Source organism: Chryseobacterium culicis (assembly GCF_002979755.1).
GTDB classification, from domain to species: domain Bacteria; phylum Bacteroidota; class Bacteroidia; order Flavobacteriales; family Weeksellaceae; genus Chryseobacterium; species Chryseobacterium culicis_A.
The window spans coordinates 524,857-542,368 of sequence record NZ_PCPP01000001.1 but is presented as its reverse complement, the minus strand read 5'-3'; the positions used below and the strand labels follow the sequence as shown (position 1 = coordinate 542,368).

Genomic DNA, 17,512 nt, shown 5'->3' with positions numbered 1-17,512 from the left:
ATTACATAATATTGGTATCTCCTGATGACATCACAGCGCTTGGTCCGCCGGTAATAGTAAGTGGCGAATCTGTGCTGATATCCATAGGGCCGCCTTTACTTGACAATCCCAGAGCTCCGGTAAGTGCAGTGATATCAATCATTCCTTTTCCTGCTGAAGCCATAATACCTGCTTCGGATATGGTGATAGAATTATCTCCTACCTGTAGGGTAATACTTGTTTTTCCGTCAAGGGTAATATTTCCGCCTGCATCCATTTTTAACAATGATTGTGGTGGAGCATCTTTTTTGCCTCCCACATTGATTACATTGGAGCTTCCTGCATTCACAGTATGGTTGCTATTTGCATTGGTCGTAGCGTTTCCGGTTCCGTCAAAATTCATATTGGCACCGCCCTGATCTTTAAGATTCATAGATCCGGCTCCATTGTCATATTTTAATTCGGCACCGCTTCGCCCACTGAAGCTCATAACATTATTTCCATTACCGCCACCAGCTCCAATTCCGCCATGATACATTCCACCCATCACAAAAGGACGGTCCGGATGAAGATGTACAAAATTGATAATGACCTGATCTCCCACTTCAGGAATAGACATAAATCCTCTGTTTTTACCTACCTTTTCACTGCTTCCGGCATCAGGAGACATTACACGGATAAATTCTGTGGTGTCCTGACCAGTTTGCCAGTCAAGCTGAACCTGCACACGGCCTTGATTTTCAGGATCGGTATTGGAAACTACTTTTCCAAACTGAGGTTCCGCCACCGGAACAGTAAATTCGGGTCTTGGAATAAATCCGGTATCAGAAGCTATGGCCTGGAAAGATCCGTCATAGTATCCGCGGGCATCCACCCGATGGGTTACCTCTATAAGCATTAATTTAGTGAAATAAGAGGTCTCGTTAGTATCTGTTTTACGCATCTGGATATCCGCGATACATCCTGGATAAAGAAAAGGAACGGTTGTATTACCGGAAGTTACAAAAACTTCTGAAGCTTTACTTCCTGCAGTTCCCTTTTGAGAAGCATCAATATCCATAAAAGATGATGCTTTGATAGGAGCCACTCTTAAAGATGGGGTTTGAAAAGTTTTTTCTGAAATTTCATAAGCCCTCTTCGCAATATCTGAGGTATGCGTTATTTTTGAGCTTCCGCCTTTAAATTTTTCGTTTTTACTACTGTTATATCCATAAAATGAAGGATTCACATGTTGAGCTTTCATTTTAATTTTAACATCCGTGAGATTACTGCCATAGGTTAGCAACACAGGCTTTTCCTGCGGCGGCAATTGTCCGAAATGTAAAACTTCTCCATCATAGAAAAATTGTTCTCCATAAGCTTCAGCAATTCTAGCCAGATAGTTATAATGGGTTTCTCCGTATTGAGAACTGTAAGATACATTACCATGGCGGGCATCTATTCTAAAGTCAAATTTCCCCTGCCCTAATCCTTCTTTAATCACTTCATTGGCGATGCTGTTCAAACTAATAGGTTGTGCTCCGCCGAAGCTTTGAATATGTGGGGCAGCATCTAACAAAATTGTTGGGCTGAAACCGGACAGCACAAGATTACCCAGGCTTCCTTTTTCCTGGCTGAATCCAACTTCCGTGATCACTCCTACAAAATTTCGCTCAGCTCCGCCTTCCACATCTTTATATTTGAAAACCACAGTAATCCTTTTTCCTAAGAAATTCTGTATTTCTTCAAGATTATGATTCTCTGCACTTCCTAACGTATCATGAGCAAGAATGAGCTCAAACTCGTGATGTTTGGTAGCACTTTGAGTAAGGCTAAAATGTTTGAAATATTTGATAGGTTTACCTTCCACATGGATATCAAGCTTTACGACCCGGTTGATTCCTACGATAGCACTCTCCGGAATACTGTCAGCATTGAATATTTTAGAAGTAGGCTGTTTAACCCAGAGCTTATCCTTAATTATGGAGGGTTCATTGGGCAGTAAAGGCTGGTTTAGGAATTGTTTTCCTGTATTCACCGTATTGACTGCGTTATTCACTTTTGAAGCAGCTTTCTTTACTTCTTTAACTTTTTTATTGTCTTTGATTTTGCTTACAAAATCTGTCTTGTCTGAATCTATTTCCGGCTTGGGAAGATTATTCTGTTCCTTAAACATGACATCTTTTTTTTAGTGTATGGCTTAATTGAATAAGGTGAGACCCTTCGGCTCAAGGAATCAATCTAAAAGCATGTAACGGTCTCTTGAACAAGCTTTTCAATGATTGACCTGAGATGGGTGCAGTGGGAATTTTCAGAAAAATAATTCCGCTTTAGATACTTAGTAACACTTTAAAAAGTGGTTGATTTCGGTATTTTTTCATAAGTTTTTTTAGTGATTTTGGTATTGCAATATATAACCTTAAATATTCACTCCAAAATGAATTACCGATTATTTGGAAAATTGTCGTAGTTCTACGACAATGAGTTTTCAATAAAGCTTTTTCACATTATTGAACAAAAAGACCTATTATCATTAGATGATCAGTGAGAAGGAATTAAATTTTTTTATTTTTTACACCTTATTATTTACTAAAGTAAGTAGAAGAAATGCTCCGATATTTACTTGGAATTTTTACGTTGCAGCGCCCTCTGATAAAAAGACTGGCTGGCAATTTTCTCTTCTGCTTCATCAATCGCAGTCAGCAGATTGTTTTTATTATCTGCAATATCTCCTAAAATCTGAGACATCAGCTCCCAAACAGGTTTCATTTTTTCAATAAGTTCCTGCCCTTTGGAAGTCAGCATAAACAGCCTTTTTCTTTCATCCTGTTTGTCTTTCTGCCATTGAATCAGTTCCAGTTTTTCGAGTTCTTTGAGTAAGGTTATGGTAGATGGATGAGTATACCCTATTTCGTTGGCGATCTCTACCACACTCGCTATTTCTTTTTTATAAATCGTAAAAATAACCGGAAACCATTTCAATTCAAAATCAATTCCGAATGCTTTATAGATAAGCGCTCCATCTTTTCTCAATTGTTCACTGAGGCGATGAAGTCTGGTTGATATGGCAAGAATGCCTGCTTCGTTGATCACATTCATATTCAGTCAATATTTAAATGGTAAAAAATATCGTCAGCGCTCATTAAAGGGAATTTCACAGGAAGATCACTTTTTCCAATCTTCCCAAAATCGTTCCTCTCATAGAAACGCTGTGCTGCTTTCAGTACCGTTATGGTTCCCAAATATAGATCGTTAATTCCGTTTTTGCGACAGAAAGAAATTAAAACATCCAACAATTCCTGTGCAATGTTCAGTTCTTTACCTCTGAACTCTTTTTTAACGAACATTTTTCTGATTGCTCCTGCCTTTTCATCAAATTTCACCAGTGCAATGGAACCTACCAGTTCGCCATCCACAAAAGCACCCCAAAAATTCCCCCCGGCTTCCTTATAAAAACTTTCAATCTGCAATAAATCGGGTTGATCCTGTATCGTAATCGGAATATTGAATTCTTTCTGCTGAATCGTCAAAATCAAGTCAATAGCCTGTTCTGAATAAGAATTTCCTATGGATTGTATCTCTAATTTCATAGTGTTTGTATTTTAAAGTACAAAACTACGTAGTTAAATACATATATACAAATCGATTTCAGTTTTTAAAGAAATTTAACACGGACTATCCAAAACCGTAACTTCTATAGATCAATGATATATATCCATTTTTTTACACAAAAATTAATATATACTCACAAAAATAGAAATCCTGAAGCGATAACACTGTAAGACTACAATCACAGTAAAACTATTACAGCAAGCCGGAATTGGACTTTCCGAACCTATACTTTCATCTCTTTGAATACGAAAACAATGGACTTTCCATTCATCGGAAACCAAATAAAAACTCCCCTGTAATTGATCACGGAATCCTCTTTTATAATTTTACATTAAAACGCATGAAATAATGAATAATATCAACAATGACAAACAAAACCAATAAATAAAATAAACAAACATATAAAAAAAGTTAAAACATTGATTAATTTGTAAAATATACTTAAATTATTTGAAAATAATATATACTTTTATATGATAAATTTTAAATAATACATTTATGAAAAATCTAAAATTATTCGCTATCGTATTGGGAATGCTATCCCTGTCTTCATGTAACAGAAATGAAGAAGAGCAAAACACTCAGCAGCCTAACAAAGAAAATCAAGCAATGCGTTCATTAGGAGCTGTATTAGTAGATGAGAAAACCTACGATTCATTTGCTAAAGCTGATATAGAAGCATTAACAATGAAATTTAAAGGTAAATCAGCAATTACTGTAGCAGCTACAATTCCGTCAAGTTACAGCATACCAAACACTCCTCCAATAATAAATCAGGGACAGGAAGGTTCATGCGTTGCTTTTGCTACAGCGTATGCTGCTGCAAGTACTCTGGAGCATAATTTTAAAGGGATAACTAATCCAAGAAGTCCAGAATACGTATATAATCAAATAAAATTAAGCAGCTGCCCTAATGGAACTTATGTATCCCGTGGATTAAATTTAATAAAAGATCAAGGAGTGTGCAGCTGGAATGAAATGCCTTATACAGATGTTGAGTGCTCTACACAACCCAATGACACTCAAAAAAGTGCAGCGAGTACGCATAAATTTACAACATGGGCTACTGTAGATAAAACAAATATCAATAATGTAAAGACCCTTCTAAGTATGAATTTACCAATTATCATTGCCGTTACGGTAGATGGAAGCTTTGATAATTTAAGTTCAGCAAACAATTGGATATGGAAAAGCCATTCTGGTGCTGTAAGAGGTGGGCATGCTATTTGCGTAGTGGGTTATGACGATGCTAAACAAGCCTTTAAAGTACAAAATTCCTGGGGGACAACATGGGGAGACAATGGATTTTTCTGGATAAACTATGCATTCTTTGCCAAGACTACCAAGGGAGCTATTAATGAATCTTATGTAGCATATGTACAATAGAAAAAGAGTATAAAATTAATCGTGGCCGGGGGATTTTATTCCGGCCATTTTTATGGTCTTTTACACCTGAATCATTTACTTTTATCCGTGAATTCTGATCCACTATAACTTTTTGGATGTTTGTAAATAAAAAACGTATGCCATTACTGACATACGTTTTTATGATATTATATTACAAAACACGGCTACTTCCAGCCTCCGCCTAAAGCCTGATAAAGCTCTACAGCAGCTTTCATTTTACTGTATCTTGCATTGGAAATGTTCAATTCTGCATTCAATGAATTTACGCTTGCATTCAACACTTCAAGATAGTTAGCCATACCATAGTTTACCAATTCCTGAGAATAGTCAACCGATTTTTTGTAGGCATCCAGCTCATGCTGTTTTAATTCAATAAATGAATCCTGTACAGAGAAAACTCTGATAGCATCTGAAACTTCTTTTCCAGCAGTAAGTACTGTTTTTCTGAAGTTCAGATAAGCCGTTTCCTGATTGGCAAGACTTACGTCATAGTTGGTCTGGATCTGTCTCTTGTTCAGAATTGGTTGGGCAAGTCCTGCCACTACATTGGCAAACAATGAATTTACACTGAATAAGTGGTCAATATCTACAGACTGAAGCCCTCCACTCCCTGTTAATTTTAACGTAGGATAAAACTGCGCTTTGGCTGCATTCGTCATTTGGAAAGCATTCATTAAGTTAAATTCTGCTCTCATTACATCGGGACGATTAGCCAGAAGCTGGGTCGGATATCCCAGTTTCAAATCGATCGGAAGCTTTTGTCCTTCCAGAGTAGATCTTTCAATAGAATGAGAAGACTCACCCATTAAAAGACTCATCGTGTTTTCAAGCAGCTGGATCTGTGTATCAATATCAATCAATAATGATTTGGCATTGAAAACAAGCGCCTCGCTTTGTTGTACTGCGACTTCTGTTACCGTTCCGGAAATCTTCAGTGCTTTTGTAGTCTCTAAGTTTTTCTCACGTACAGCGATGGTTTCCGTGATAATTTTCTTCTGGGCATCAAAAGTAAGCAACTGATAATAGGCAGAAGCAATGGATGAAACAAGACTGCTTTTTACCGCTTTATGGGCAGCAACAGTTCCTAAATAAGTCGCTAACTGTGCTTTTTCCTGTGCTTTTAATTTCCCCCAGATATCAGCTTCCCATCCGATACTGGCTGTAATGTCAAACTGGTTCACATAACGTCTTGATCCGATAATCTGCCCAAACTGTGTATTGATAGACTGGGTCTGAAACGTATAGTTGGGTCCTACAGAAAGTGTCGGCTGATATGCCGCTTTGCTTTGCTTCAGATAAGCTTCTGCGGAATTAATACTTTCCAGGGCAATTCTGATATCAAGATTATTTTCCAGCGCCTTAGAAATATGCCCCTGCAGTATCGGATCAGTAAATATTTCTTTCCATGAAATATCTGCGATACTGGCACTGTCTGAAGGAAGCATATCTGTACGGAACAGCTTTTCGTCTACAACGTTCTTCGGTCTTTCATATTCTTTTCTTGCCATACAAGATGAGATGGCTCCGAGTATGAACACTGAAAAAGTGATTCCTTTTATGATGTTTAATAAACTCTTCATTATTTAAAATTAGAAATTAGATGTTAGAGGCTAGAAGTTAGATAGGGTTTTAGACTAAATTCTAAATATCTAACTTCTAACTTCTCTAATTAATTTTATTCTGCTAAATTGATATCTTCTTTTTTGATAGGCTTAATTTTTTCCTGTAATGTCTCAAAGATGACATACAATACCGGAATAACAAATAATCCTAAAACCGTTCCTATCAATAGTCCAATTGCTGCACCTGTCGCAATAGATCTGTTACCTACTGCACCAATTCCACTGGCCAAAACTAACGGCAATAAACCGAAGATAAAGGCAAACGATGTCATTAAAATAGGTCTCACTCTGGCCTTCGCTGCATTGATGGCTGACATGACAATCGTTTCGCCATGATGCCTTCTCTGAACAGCAAATTCAACAATAAGGATTGCATTTTTCGCCAGTAGTCCAACAAGCATGATCAGGGCAATCTGGAAATAAATATTATTTTCCAAGCCCATTATCTTCTGCCCGAAATAAGCTCCCATTACCCCAAGAGGAAGGGAAATTACAACAATCAGCGGAAGAATATAACTTTCATACTGTGCAGAAAGGATAAAGTAAACAAAGACCAAACTCAACCCGAAGATCAGAAGGGTCTGAGATCCTGAATTTAATTCTTCTCTGGTCAACCCGGTAAATTCTACCGCATAGTTTTGATTCAGCGTTTCTTCAGCAACCTGCTGTACAGCGGCAATAGCATCTCCGGAGCTGTATCCGTCAGAGTTGGCTCCTGTCACTTTCACTGAAGTAAAGAGGTTATAACGGCTTACAGATTGTGGTCCGTAGGCTTTTGTCAATGTTACAAACTGTGAAATCGGAGACATGATCCCTGAACCTGTTCTTATATAAAGTTCGTTCAGATTTTCAATGTTCTTTCTGTTTTCAGGAAGAGCCTGCACCATTACTCTGAACTGTTTCCCATACTTGGTAAAGTCAGCGGTATAAACACCTCCGATATACCCTTGCATGGTTGCCAGAATATCATTTACAGAAACTCCAAGCTGCTTGCTCAAAGGAACATTAATTTCCATCTGATACTGAGGATATTTTGTATTGAAAGAGGTCTGCGCAAACTGAATTTCCGGTCTCTGCATCAGCTTACCGATGAATTCATTGGTTTTATTATCCAGATCGGCATATTCTCCACCTGATTTATCCAGCAATACCATTTCAAAACCGGCACTGTTACCAAATCCTGGTACACTTGGAGGTTGGAAGAATACCACTTTTGCATCAGGTACAGATCCTACAATTCCAAATAATTTTTTGGTAATATCTTCAGAAGTCTGACCATCTTTTTTTCTTTCTTCGAATGGTTTTAGTTTTACAAAGGCAAGACCGTTGTTACTTCCGTTTCCGGACAAGAATCCTCTCCCTGTAGAAATCGTTACGTTCTGAACTCCCGGCACTTTCAATGCTTTAGCCTGAAGTGTTTTCAAGGCATTATAAGTTCTCTCCATAGAGGCTCCCGGAGGAAGCTGAACATCGGTAAAGATAATTCCTCTGTCTTCCGTAGGTACAAACCCTTTCTTCATACTGCTGCTTGCCCAGAATAAAATACCTCCGGTAACAGCGAAAATAATAAGGGTTACCCATTTATGTCTTAACAAAAATACAAACCCTCTTCCGTAACGTTCAGTTGTAGTTTTAAAAGCTATATTGAACTTATAGAAAAACTTCTGTAGAAGGTTTAAATTCTTATACTCTGCATGATGTGCATCGTGAGGTTTCAGGAATAATGAACATAAAACCGGACTCAGTGTTAATGCATTAATTGCTGAGATAATGATTGCAATGATCAGCGTAATACCAAACTGTTGGTAGAATACCCCAGTAGGACCTGTAATAAACGTCACAGGGATAAATACCGCTGCCATTACCAAGGTAATAGAGATAATGGCTCCTGTAATTTCATCCATTGCTTCCACCGTAGCTTTTTTCGCATCGGAAATACCGTGCTCCATCTTCGCATGGACGGCCTCGACGACCACAATGGCGTCATCCACCACAATACCAATGGCAAGTACCAATGCAAAAAGGGTCAATAGGTTTAATGAATATCCGAAAAGATTCAGGAAGAAGAACGCCCCTACAATAGATACCGGAACTGCAATAGCCGGAATCAGGGTAGATCTGAAATCCTGAAGGAAAATATATACAACAATAAATACTAAGATGAATGCTTCAATCAGGGTATGCACTACCTTTTCAATAGAAGCTTCAAGGAATTCATTGGTATCAAAGTTAAAGGTATATTTAATTCCTTTAGGGAAAGTACCTTCTGCTGATTTCAGATAAGTTTTGATATTTTTAATAATCTCCTGTGCATTGGATCCCGGAGTCTGGAAGATCCCCATACTGATGGAAGGATTGTTTCCGTTTTCCCCGATTCCCGTGTAAGACTGACCTGCCAGTTCTACCTTAGCAACGTCTTTCAGCATCAGGTTTTGTCCGTTTGCAAGAGATTTAATGATGATATTATCGTATTGTTCTTTATCGTTGAATTTACCTACATATTTGATGATATATTCAAAAGAACTTCCACTGTTCTGGCCAATTGAACCTGCAGCCGCTTCTCTACTCTGCTCGTTGATGGCATTGGTAACATCCGTAGGAGTCACACTGTAGGCAGCCATTTTTGCCGGATCCAGCCAGATTCTCATCGAGTAGTTTTTACCTCCGAAAACGTTGGCATCCCCTACACCATTTACCCTTTTCAGGTTTGGAATAATATTAATATTCAAAAAGTTCTGAAGATATACGTCATCCAGATCTTTATTTTCAGAATAGAAAGACATATACATCAAGGCACTTGTCTGCTGCTTCTGGGTAACAACTCCCGATCTCGTTACTTCGGATGGAAGAAGTGGTGTTGCTCTTGCGACACGGTTCTGTACGTTTACCGCTGCAATATCCGGATCAATTCCTTGTTTAAAGAAAACCTGGATTTGGGCAGAACCATCGTTTCCGGCACTGGAAGTAATATAATCCATTCCTTCCACCCCGTTGATCTGTTCTTCCAAAGGCACCACTACACTTTTCATCACCGTCTCAGCGTTGGCTCCCGTATAGTTTGCGGAAACACTCACCGTAGGAGGTGCGATGTCCGGATACTGTGTAACCGGTAACGAGATCAGTCCTAGCACACCGAGAATCACAATCAAAATTGAGATTACGGTAGATAAAACCGGTCTGTTAATAAAGTTTTTTATCATTAGAATTTCGGTTTTATTGATTGAACAAGACTATCCATTTTAATGGGCTTCGGCTTCACTGCTGTTCCCGGTTTCAGACCTCCGATACCAGCTGCAATAACAGTTTCACCTTTATTAACTCCTGATTTGACAAGAGCCATATTGTCGATTCTGTCAATAACATTAATTACAACGTTTCTTGCAGTATCTCCTTTTTCTACTTTGTATACGTAAACAATACCTTGTTGTTCGTAAGTAGCACTTTCAGGAACGACCAAAACATTGTCATAACGTTGAGGGAATCTGATGGTTCCACTGTTACCGTTGCTCAATAATTTCTGAGCATTGGAGAACGCCACTCTGAACTGAATGGTTCCTGTAGTAGGATCAATCTGACCGGTAATGGCTTCAATTTTTCCTTTTTCAGGATATAGGCTACCATTTGCTAACTGCAGTTCAACCATTGGTAAGTTTTTGATTTTCTCAGACATAGAAGCCCCCGGAGCTTTTTCAAGGAAATCAAAATAAGCTTTTTCATTCATTGCGAAATAAGCAAAGATCTCAGAAGTATCCGAAATCGTTGTCAGAGGAGTCTGATCAGACGGTCCTACCAAACTTCCGACTTTTAAAGGAAGTCTTCCGATCACCCCTGAAATAGGTGCGCGAATGATGGAATATTCGATATTTGCTTCTACTCCTTTATAATTGGCTTCAGCTTGTCTCTTAGCAGCATTGGCCTGCTGTAACTGTGCCTGAGCCTGAGCCAACTGAGCCTGAGCAGTCTGTAATTGAACGTTACTGATGATATTTTTCTGAACCAAAGGCTTTAGTTTGTTTACTTCAACCTGCGCAGCATTTACAGAAGCCTGAGCAGCAGCCACACTGGATGCAGCAGCACCGATTCCGGCTTTGGAAGCTGCGGCGTTTTCATTCAGAATATTGGTTTCCAGACGGAACAAAGGCTGTCCTTTGGTAACATATTGTCCTTCATCTACCAATACCTGGGTAATATACCCCTGTATTTTTGCACGTACATCATTGTTTACCCTACCCTGAATGGTAGCCGGAAACGTCTGATAACCCACTATATTTTTCGACTCCACGGAAACAACCGGATAGGGCTTGGCACCATCCTGCTTCGGAGCTTCTTTTTTGCAGGCAGTTAGTGAAAACGCTGCAAGGGAAAGTATAACTAGCTTATTATTCATTTTATAGTTTATTAAGAGATTCCTGTATATTTTCTATGTTTTTATTTAAGAGTGCTTTGTAAACTTCTATTCTTTCGTTGTATCCATCGTCTTTACTTTTTTTAAAATTGTTTAAATCATCTAATAGTTTTAGTTCGTCCTGCATTTTTTGGACAATTTTCTCGAATCGTATTTTTTTGTATTCATCATTGATGAAAAAATATCGTTTCCGCTCATCCATCTTATTATGATCAACAATAAGCTGGGTATTCAACAGCAACGAAATACTGGTGGAAACAGAGCTTTTGCTAGCGGATAACACTTCAACAAACTCGTCAAAAGTAATTCCTACTTTCTCATAGTCAAAAAGAAGGTAGGAATAAATTTTCGATGCTAAAGGGGGTAAGCTGAACACGGTGCCATAGAACTTTACGGCATCCTGAAAAATTTTCTCATCAATTTCTATACTTTGGTGCATAATATAAAAATTTGAACAAAAGTAGAAATTAGTTCAGAACCAAACGAACAAACCTGATAGAGTTTATAAATACAGGGCGTTTTAAAAATTCAATGAAAGAGGATTTAACTTTTGGCTTAAAATATAATCTTCTCAAAAGCTTTTCTCATTCCGTCTCTTAAAAGAACTTCTCCGCAATAAGAATAACCTCTGCCTTCCAGGATTTTCAACATAGCAATATTGTCATGGTTCGTATCTACTTTAATACTCTGAATTCCATGGGATTTTGTAAATTCTTCGATATGGTCAAAAAACTTTTTCACCATACCCTGTCCTGCAAATTTTTCATCTACAGCAACTCTGTGAACCACTACAAATTCACCATCACTCAGCCATGCGCCTTCAATAGTACTGTAAGCAGGTTCATCATTTAAAATCAAAGCTGCATACACAGCAATCTCTCCATCTACCGTCAGAACATGTCCGAATCCTTTGGCAATATCACTTTCTACGGTTCCAAGATTAGGGTATCCGTTCTGCCATTGGGTGCTGCCATCCTGTCTTCTTCTTTCGATAGATTGCTGGATGATTTCCCAAATAATGTTCCTTTCTTCAATTTCCGCTTTTCTTAGTTTAATCTCTGGATTCATGTGGTAAAATTTGATTAAAAGCCTGAATGATGTAAAAATTAAAAATCAGAATAGTTTCTGGTTTGTTCAATCTTTGAAACATTCATCTTTTAATGGTTTGTAATTAATTAAAAAACCGAAAACTAATAAGATTAATTTTCGGTTCGAAGTAGTAAAATTTAAAATTATGAAATTGTTTATTGATTTTCACTTTGTTGAAGGTAAGCATCAATAATTTCAAATGCTTTTCTTTCATCTTCCAAATCTACCATTACCTTCAGCGAAGTAGCTGTTGGGGTTGTAGTAAATGTAAGATAGTTATTTTCAACGGTATTTGTAATTTGAGCGTCATCCAATTTAGACTTAACCAACTGAATTTCTGAAGGATTATCACTTACATAAACTGATACTCTCGTACTTCTTTCCATATTCTAACTGTTTAAGTATCTAAATATACGATATATTTTTTTAAATTACAAATCCCGAGTTTTAAATTTTATTAATGTTGTTTTCAATTTTATCTAAAGCAAGTTGGATTTCTTCTTTAGTAACATTCAAATGAGGTCTGAAACGAAGAGACTGATCTCCACAAGGAAGAATAATCAATCCATCGTTAAAAAGCTCATTCATCAGGTGGTTTCTCTGCTCTGCAGTTGGAAGATCAATGGCACACATCAAACCTCTTCCTCTTGCATTTGAAATTTTTTCAGGATACTTTTCAGCCATGGCTTTTAAGCTTTCTAATAAGAAATCTCCAACCACTCTTGCATTCTCCACAAGGTTTTCTTTTTCGATAACTTCCATTACCAGTTGGAAACGAAGCATATCGATAAAGTTCCCTCCAAATGTAGAATTGATTCTTGAACTTTCTCTGAAAACATTGTTCGGAACTTCATCAAACTTCTCTTTGTTGGCCAAAACACCACAAACCTGAGCTTTTTTCCCGAAAGAAATGATATCCGGTTTTGCTGTAAAATGCTGGAAAGCCCACATTTTCCCTGTAATGGCAATACCTGTCTGAACTTCATCAAAAATAAGTAAGATTTCGTTGTCATCACAGATTCTTCTTAATCCTAATAAGAATTCGTCTCTGAAATGATTGTCACCTCCTTCAGCCTGAATAGGTTCAATGATGATACAAGCCACTTTATCAGGGTTCATCAGAATAGCCTCTTCAATCTGAAGCAGCGCAAGGTTTTCATTTTTGATAGTTTCTTCAAGGTTCTCTTCTGTAATCGGGAATTTTAATTTTGGATTTAAAATCCTCGGCCAGTTGAACAATGGGAAATATTGGTATTTTCTTGGGTCAGAAGTGTTGGTTAAGCTTAAAGTATAACCGCTTCTTCCATGGAAAGCCTGTTTGAAATGGATACAGATTCCTGCTTCTGTTTCCAGTCCTTTTGCAAAGTTTTTGCGGGTTTTCCAGTCGAAGCATGCCTTCATAGCATTTTCAACGCCCATCGTTCCGCCTTCGATAAAGAACGCATATTGTAATTCTTGTGGGATAACCACTCTTTCGAATACTTCAAGGAAATGAGCGTATTCTTCTGAGTAAACGTCAGCCAAAGTAGGTTTGTTTACAGCCATTCTTCCTAACCACTCTGATCTTTCTACAAGATAAGGGTGATTGTATCCGATGGATGCTGATGCAAACATAGAGAACATATCCAGGTATTCTCTGTCTGTCAATTTATCATAAAGCCATGATCCGTGTGATTTTTCAATGTCCATCACAAAATCGAAACCGTCTGCAAGAACATGTCTTCCTACTGTTTCTTTTACTTTATTTGCTTTTATATCTAATGTGTGTTCCATAATAAATTTGTAGTGTGATTTAATAAGTGAATGTTCAAATGGCTCAAAGAATGAAACATATAACCATTCAGGTTATTAATTTTTTTTATTTTTTAAGTGCTTTAAGTAAAGCTTTTATAAATCGAATTTAATACCTTGTGCTAAAGGAAGTTGAGCGGTATAATTTATAGTATTGGTTTGTCTTCTCATATAATACTTCCAAGCATCAGATCCTGATTCTCTTCCTCCTCCGGTTTCTTTTTCACCTCCGAAAGCTCCACCAATTTCAGCACCGGAAGTTCCGATATTTACGTTGGCAATACCACAGTCTGAACCAGCATGAGAAAGGAATAACTCCGCTTCTCTCAAGTTCTGAGTCATGATCGCAGAAGATAATCCCTGAGGAACATCATTCTGAATAGCGATAGCTTCTTCTAATGTTTTGTATTTGATAAGATATAGGATAGGTGCGAAAGTTTCGTGCTGAACAATCTCATAAGAGTTTTTCACTTCTGCCACGCAAGGCTTCACATAGCATCCGGATTCGTAATCTTTTCCAGTTAAAACGCCTCCTTCAACAACGAATTTCCCGCCTTCTTTTTTACATTTTTTGATCGCTTCTTCGTATTGGTTTACAGCATCTGTATCAATAAGTGGGCCCACATGGTTGTTTTCATCCAATGGATTTCCGATTTTCAACTGCCCGTAAGCTTTTGTTAATCTTGTTTTCACTTCATTGTAAACACTTTCGTGAATGATCAGTCTTCTTGTTGAAGTACATCTCTGTCCTGCAGTTCCTACCGCTCCGAAAACAGCTCCGATGATTGACATGTCGATATCAGCTTCTTTAGTAATGATGATCGCATTGTTTCCACCTAATTCAAGAATAGACTTCCCGAATCTTTCTGCTACTTTCGAAGAAACCATTCTCCCTACTCTTGTAGATCCTGTGAAAGATACCAGCGCTACTCTTTTATCATCTACTAATTTCTGTCCGATTTCGTGGTCCGATACCAATACACTTGAAATACCTTCAGGAAGGTTATTTTCCTTCAGAACTTCCATCATAATATTCTGGCATGCAATAGCACAAAGTGGTGTTTTTTCAGATGGTTTCCAGATGGTAACATTACCACAGATCCATGCCAGTGCCGTATTCCAGGACCATACAGCCACCGGAAAGTTGAATGCAGTAATGATTCCTACTACTCCAAGCGGGTGGTATTGCTCATACATTCTGTGTCCTGGTCTTTCAGAGTGCATTGTGTACCCCTGAAGCTGTCTTGAAAGTCCTACCGCAAAGTCACAGATGTCAATCATCTCCTGAACTTCACCAAGCCCTTCCTGCAATGATTTACCCATTTCATAAGAAACAAGTTTACCAAGGTCATCTTTATATTCTCTTAATTTTAAGCCCAGCTGTCTTACGATCTCTCCTCTTTTGGGAGCCGGGATCAGCCTGAATTCCTGAAATGCCTTTTGAGCAGTTTCAATTACTTTGTCATAATCACTTTCTCCGGAAGTTTTTACTTTAGCGATTAACTTTCCGTCTACAGGAGAAATGCTTTCTATCACCTTTCCTGAAGCGAAATATTTCCCGCCCACTGAAGTCCCTTTGTTCTCTTCTTTAATCCCAAGATTCTTGAGTGTTTTTTCAATTCCGAAATCCTTTACTTTTTTTGACATAAAATCTTACTTTTCGTTCTCTCTAAAGATAAAAATATTATGTGAACCTCAAAACTTTAATTTTTAATACGCTTTTTATTTGGACTAATTATAAACATGCTTATCTTTGTAGCGTAATCTTTTTGATAATCACCAATGGAAAATTCACAAGAAAACAACTCAAAGCTTAAAAAGTGGTTCAAGCGTGTGGGATGGGCAGGATTAGCTTTCTTTACCATTAAAGGCTTGATTTGGCTCGTTATATTCTACGTTGGAGCAGATAGTCTCCAGAGTTGTATACAATAAAAAAGCAGAGAAAATTTCTCTGCTTTCTTTTTTAGGCGAAGGTTAACTGAATTGTTATTTCTTTATTGAAAAGCTAAAAAAGGAGGTCTTTTTTATACTTTCTGTAATTTTAAAAAGGGGAAAAATATTCGATTTCTGTGCGCGTATTCCCCAAAAAGATTATTTTTCTTGTTTGATCCACCCTTTTAAACTACTCTTTCTTCTTCCTCCCTGCGTTGACAAGGCTCTGATGCAACAGGTATTCTATCTGTCCGTTCACACTTCTGAATTCATCATTGGCCCACTTTTCAAGGAGTTTATAAGTAGACTCATCTATCCTTATCACAAAGGATTTTTTACCTTTGCTTTCCGAAGAGTTCTGAGCTTTTTCCGATTTCATTTTCTAAATTCTCTAACATTATTTCTAACTATTTTAGTGCAGAAATATCTTCACTAAAATCTAACTGTTAATTTTCACTTTTAATTGTAAAGTGTTCCTGCATTTAATATTGGAGTTGCAGCTTTTTCACCACAAAGAACTACCATTAAATTGCTTACCATTGCTGCTTTTCTTTCATCATCCAATTCAACAATATTGTCTTCTGAAAGTTTTTTCAATGCAAGGTCTACCATTCCTACAGCTCCTTCTACAATTTTGGTTCTGGCAGCAACGATTGCTGTAGCCTGTTGTCTCTGAAGCATTGCACCTGCAATTTCAGAAGCATAAGCCAGGTGTGAAATCCTTGCCTCCTGAATTACAATTCCTGCTTTAGAAAGACGATCTGTAAGCTCCTGTTCCAAAATAGAATTGATTTTATCACCTCCTTCTCTCAATGTAATCGGAGCATGATCATCTTCTAAATTATCATAAGGAAAGCTCATCGCTAAATGTCTCACAGCTGCTTCACTCTGCATTTTTACAAAGTCTGAATAACGTTCTACATCAAAAGCAGCTTTATAAGTATCTCCTACTTTCCATACGATTACAACGGCAATTTCAATAGGGTTACCCATTTTATCATTTACTTTCAAAGTCTGACCCTGTAAATTTTCAGAACGTAAAGATATTTTCTGTGATGAATACAAAGGATTGATAAAGAATAATCCATTCTCTTTTACACTCCCCACATACTTTCCAAAAAAGTTTAACACTCTTGAATGGTTAGGCTGAATAATCATTAACCCTTTTAAGAAAAAGCACGAAAGAAGAAAGCAAAGCATAGCGATAGCCACATAGACGATACTTTGATCTACTCCACTAACAAAGAAGTAAACTGCTGCAACAAACAGGGCAAGGCAGATGACCAGTGTAAGATAGCCCGACATGGGTTTTAATGTTTTTTCCATGATTGAATTTTTAATTTGATATTATTTTGATATCATAAAGATACTAATGAATTTTGAATTATAAATGATAAATTATGATTTTTTTGAGGTGTGAGTTTCGGGGTTCGGGTTACGAGTTTCGGGATATAAGATTCGGATATTTTTAACTAACGCAAAGTTCGCGAGGTTAATTTATTAGAATGCATTATATTTTTGTTCGCAAAGCCACTTCGTTTAGCTAAGACCACTAGTTTCTATGCTGAGTGAAACGCCTTAGAGAACGAAACTCATCATAATATACATCATTGCGAACGTATTATTAAAACAACTCATCCCAAAGCCAGAATCACCATACATAAACAAAAAAAATCCCGGAAAGTAAATTCCGGGA

14 protein-coding genes are annotated in these 17,512 nt (G+C 37.6%); 1 reads left to right on the top strand and 13 read right to left on the bottom strand.

Translation table 11 applies throughout. The features are described 5' to 3' along the window. Position 1 precedes the first annotated feature (1 nt). From CQ022_RS02555 to CQ022_RS02545, 3 genes are all read right to left on the bottom strand, one after another. The gene (locus CQ022_RS02555) at positions 2–2,134 is read right to left on the bottom strand and encodes a type VI secretion system Vgr family protein (RefSeq protein WP_105682497.1); all 2,133 of its coding nucleotides are present in this window, start codon (positions 2,132–2,134) and stop codon (positions 2–4) included. Between the two features lie 443 nt (positions 2,135–2,577). Beyond that, positions 2,578–3,057 carry a MarR family winged helix-turn-helix transcriptional regulator gene (locus tag CQ022_RS02550; RefSeq protein ID WP_105682498.1) on the bottom strand — a complete coding sequence of 160 codons (480 nt, stop codon included), beginning with the start codon at positions 3,055–3,057 and terminating at the stop codon, positions 2,578–2,580. Between the two features lie 2 nt (positions 3,058–3,059). Further along, positions 3,060–3,548, bottom strand: coding sequence for a GNAT family N-acetyltransferase (locus tag CQ022_RS02545; RefSeq protein WP_105682499.1), 489 nt, complete (start codon positions 3,546–3,548; stop codon positions 3,060–3,062). Positions 3,549–4,068: 520 nt separating this feature from the next. On the opposite strand from CQ022_RS02545, the gene CQ022_RS02540 reads away from it, so the two are divergent. Further along, positions 4,069–4,956, top strand: a complete 888-nt coding sequence (locus CQ022_RS02540; RefSeq protein ID WP_105682500.1) for a C1 family peptidase — start codon at positions 4,069–4,071, stop codon at positions 4,954–4,956. Positions 4,957–5,141: 185 nt separating this feature from the next. On the opposite strand, the gene CQ022_RS02535 is transcribed toward CQ022_RS02540, so the two are convergent. From CQ022_RS02535 to CQ022_RS02490, 10 genes are all read right to left on the bottom strand, one after another. Next, the gene (locus CQ022_RS02535) at positions 5,142–6,557 is read right to left on the bottom strand and encodes an efflux transporter outer membrane subunit (protein WP_105682501.1); all 1,416 of its coding nucleotides are present in this window, start codon (positions 6,555–6,557) and stop codon (positions 5,142–5,144) included. Between the two features lie 95 nt (positions 6,558–6,652). Beyond that, positions 6,653–9,799 (bottom strand): efflux RND transporter permease subunit, encoded by a 3,147-nt coding sequence (locus tag CQ022_RS02530; protein WP_105682502.1) that lies wholly within the window; start codon positions 9,797–9,799, stop codon positions 6,653–6,655. Continuing rightward, positions 9,799–10,986, bottom strand: a complete 1,188-nt coding sequence (locus tag CQ022_RS02525) for an efflux RND transporter periplasmic adaptor subunit (RefSeq protein WP_105682503.1) — start codon at positions 10,984–10,986, stop codon at positions 9,799–9,801. Before CQ022_RS02525 ends, CQ022_RS02530 begins: the two co-directional genes overlap by 1 nt. Before the next feature lies 1 nt (position 10,987). Then, positions 10,988–11,443, bottom strand: a complete 456-nt coding sequence (locus CQ022_RS02520; protein ID WP_105682504.1) for a transcriptional regulator — start codon at positions 11,441–11,443, stop codon at positions 10,988–10,990. Positions 11,444–11,559: 116 nt separating this feature from the next. Continuing rightward, positions 11,560–12,072: a GNAT family N-acetyltransferase gene (locus tag CQ022_RS02515; protein WP_105682505.1), complete on the bottom strand. Its 513-nt coding sequence runs from the start codon at positions 12,070–12,072 to the stop codon at positions 11,560–11,562. A 176-nt stretch (positions 12,073–12,248) separates the two neighbouring features. Further along, entirely contained in the window at positions 12,249–12,479 is a 231-nt protein-coding gene (locus tag CQ022_RS02510) for a DUF2007 domain-containing protein (protein WP_105682506.1), read from the bottom strand. A 61-nt stretch (positions 12,480–12,540) separates the two neighbouring features. Continuing rightward, positions 12,541–13,866 carry an L-lysine 6-transaminase gene (gene lat / locus CQ022_RS02505; protein ID WP_105682507.1) on the bottom strand — a complete coding sequence of 442 codons (1,326 nt, stop codon included), beginning with the start codon at positions 13,864–13,866 and terminating at the stop codon, positions 12,541–12,543. Between the two features lie 114 nt (positions 13,867–13,980). Further along, positions 13,981–15,531, bottom strand: a complete 1,551-nt coding sequence (locus tag CQ022_RS02500; RefSeq protein WP_105682508.1) for an aldehyde dehydrogenase family protein — start codon at positions 15,529–15,531, stop codon at positions 13,981–13,983. A gap of 475 nt (positions 15,532–16,006) precedes the next feature. Next, positions 16,007–16,195, bottom strand: a complete 189-nt coding sequence (locus CQ022_RS02495) for a hypothetical protein (RefSeq protein WP_034694367.1) — start codon at positions 16,193–16,195, stop codon at positions 16,007–16,009. A gap of 80 nt (positions 16,196–16,275) precedes the next feature. After that, on the bottom strand, positions 16,276–17,142 hold the full coding sequence (locus CQ022_RS02490; RefSeq protein ID WP_105682509.1) for an SPFH domain-containing protein: 867 nt from the start codon (positions 17,140–17,142) through the stop codon (positions 16,276–16,278). Between the last annotated feature and the right edge of the window lie 370 nt (positions 17,143–17,512).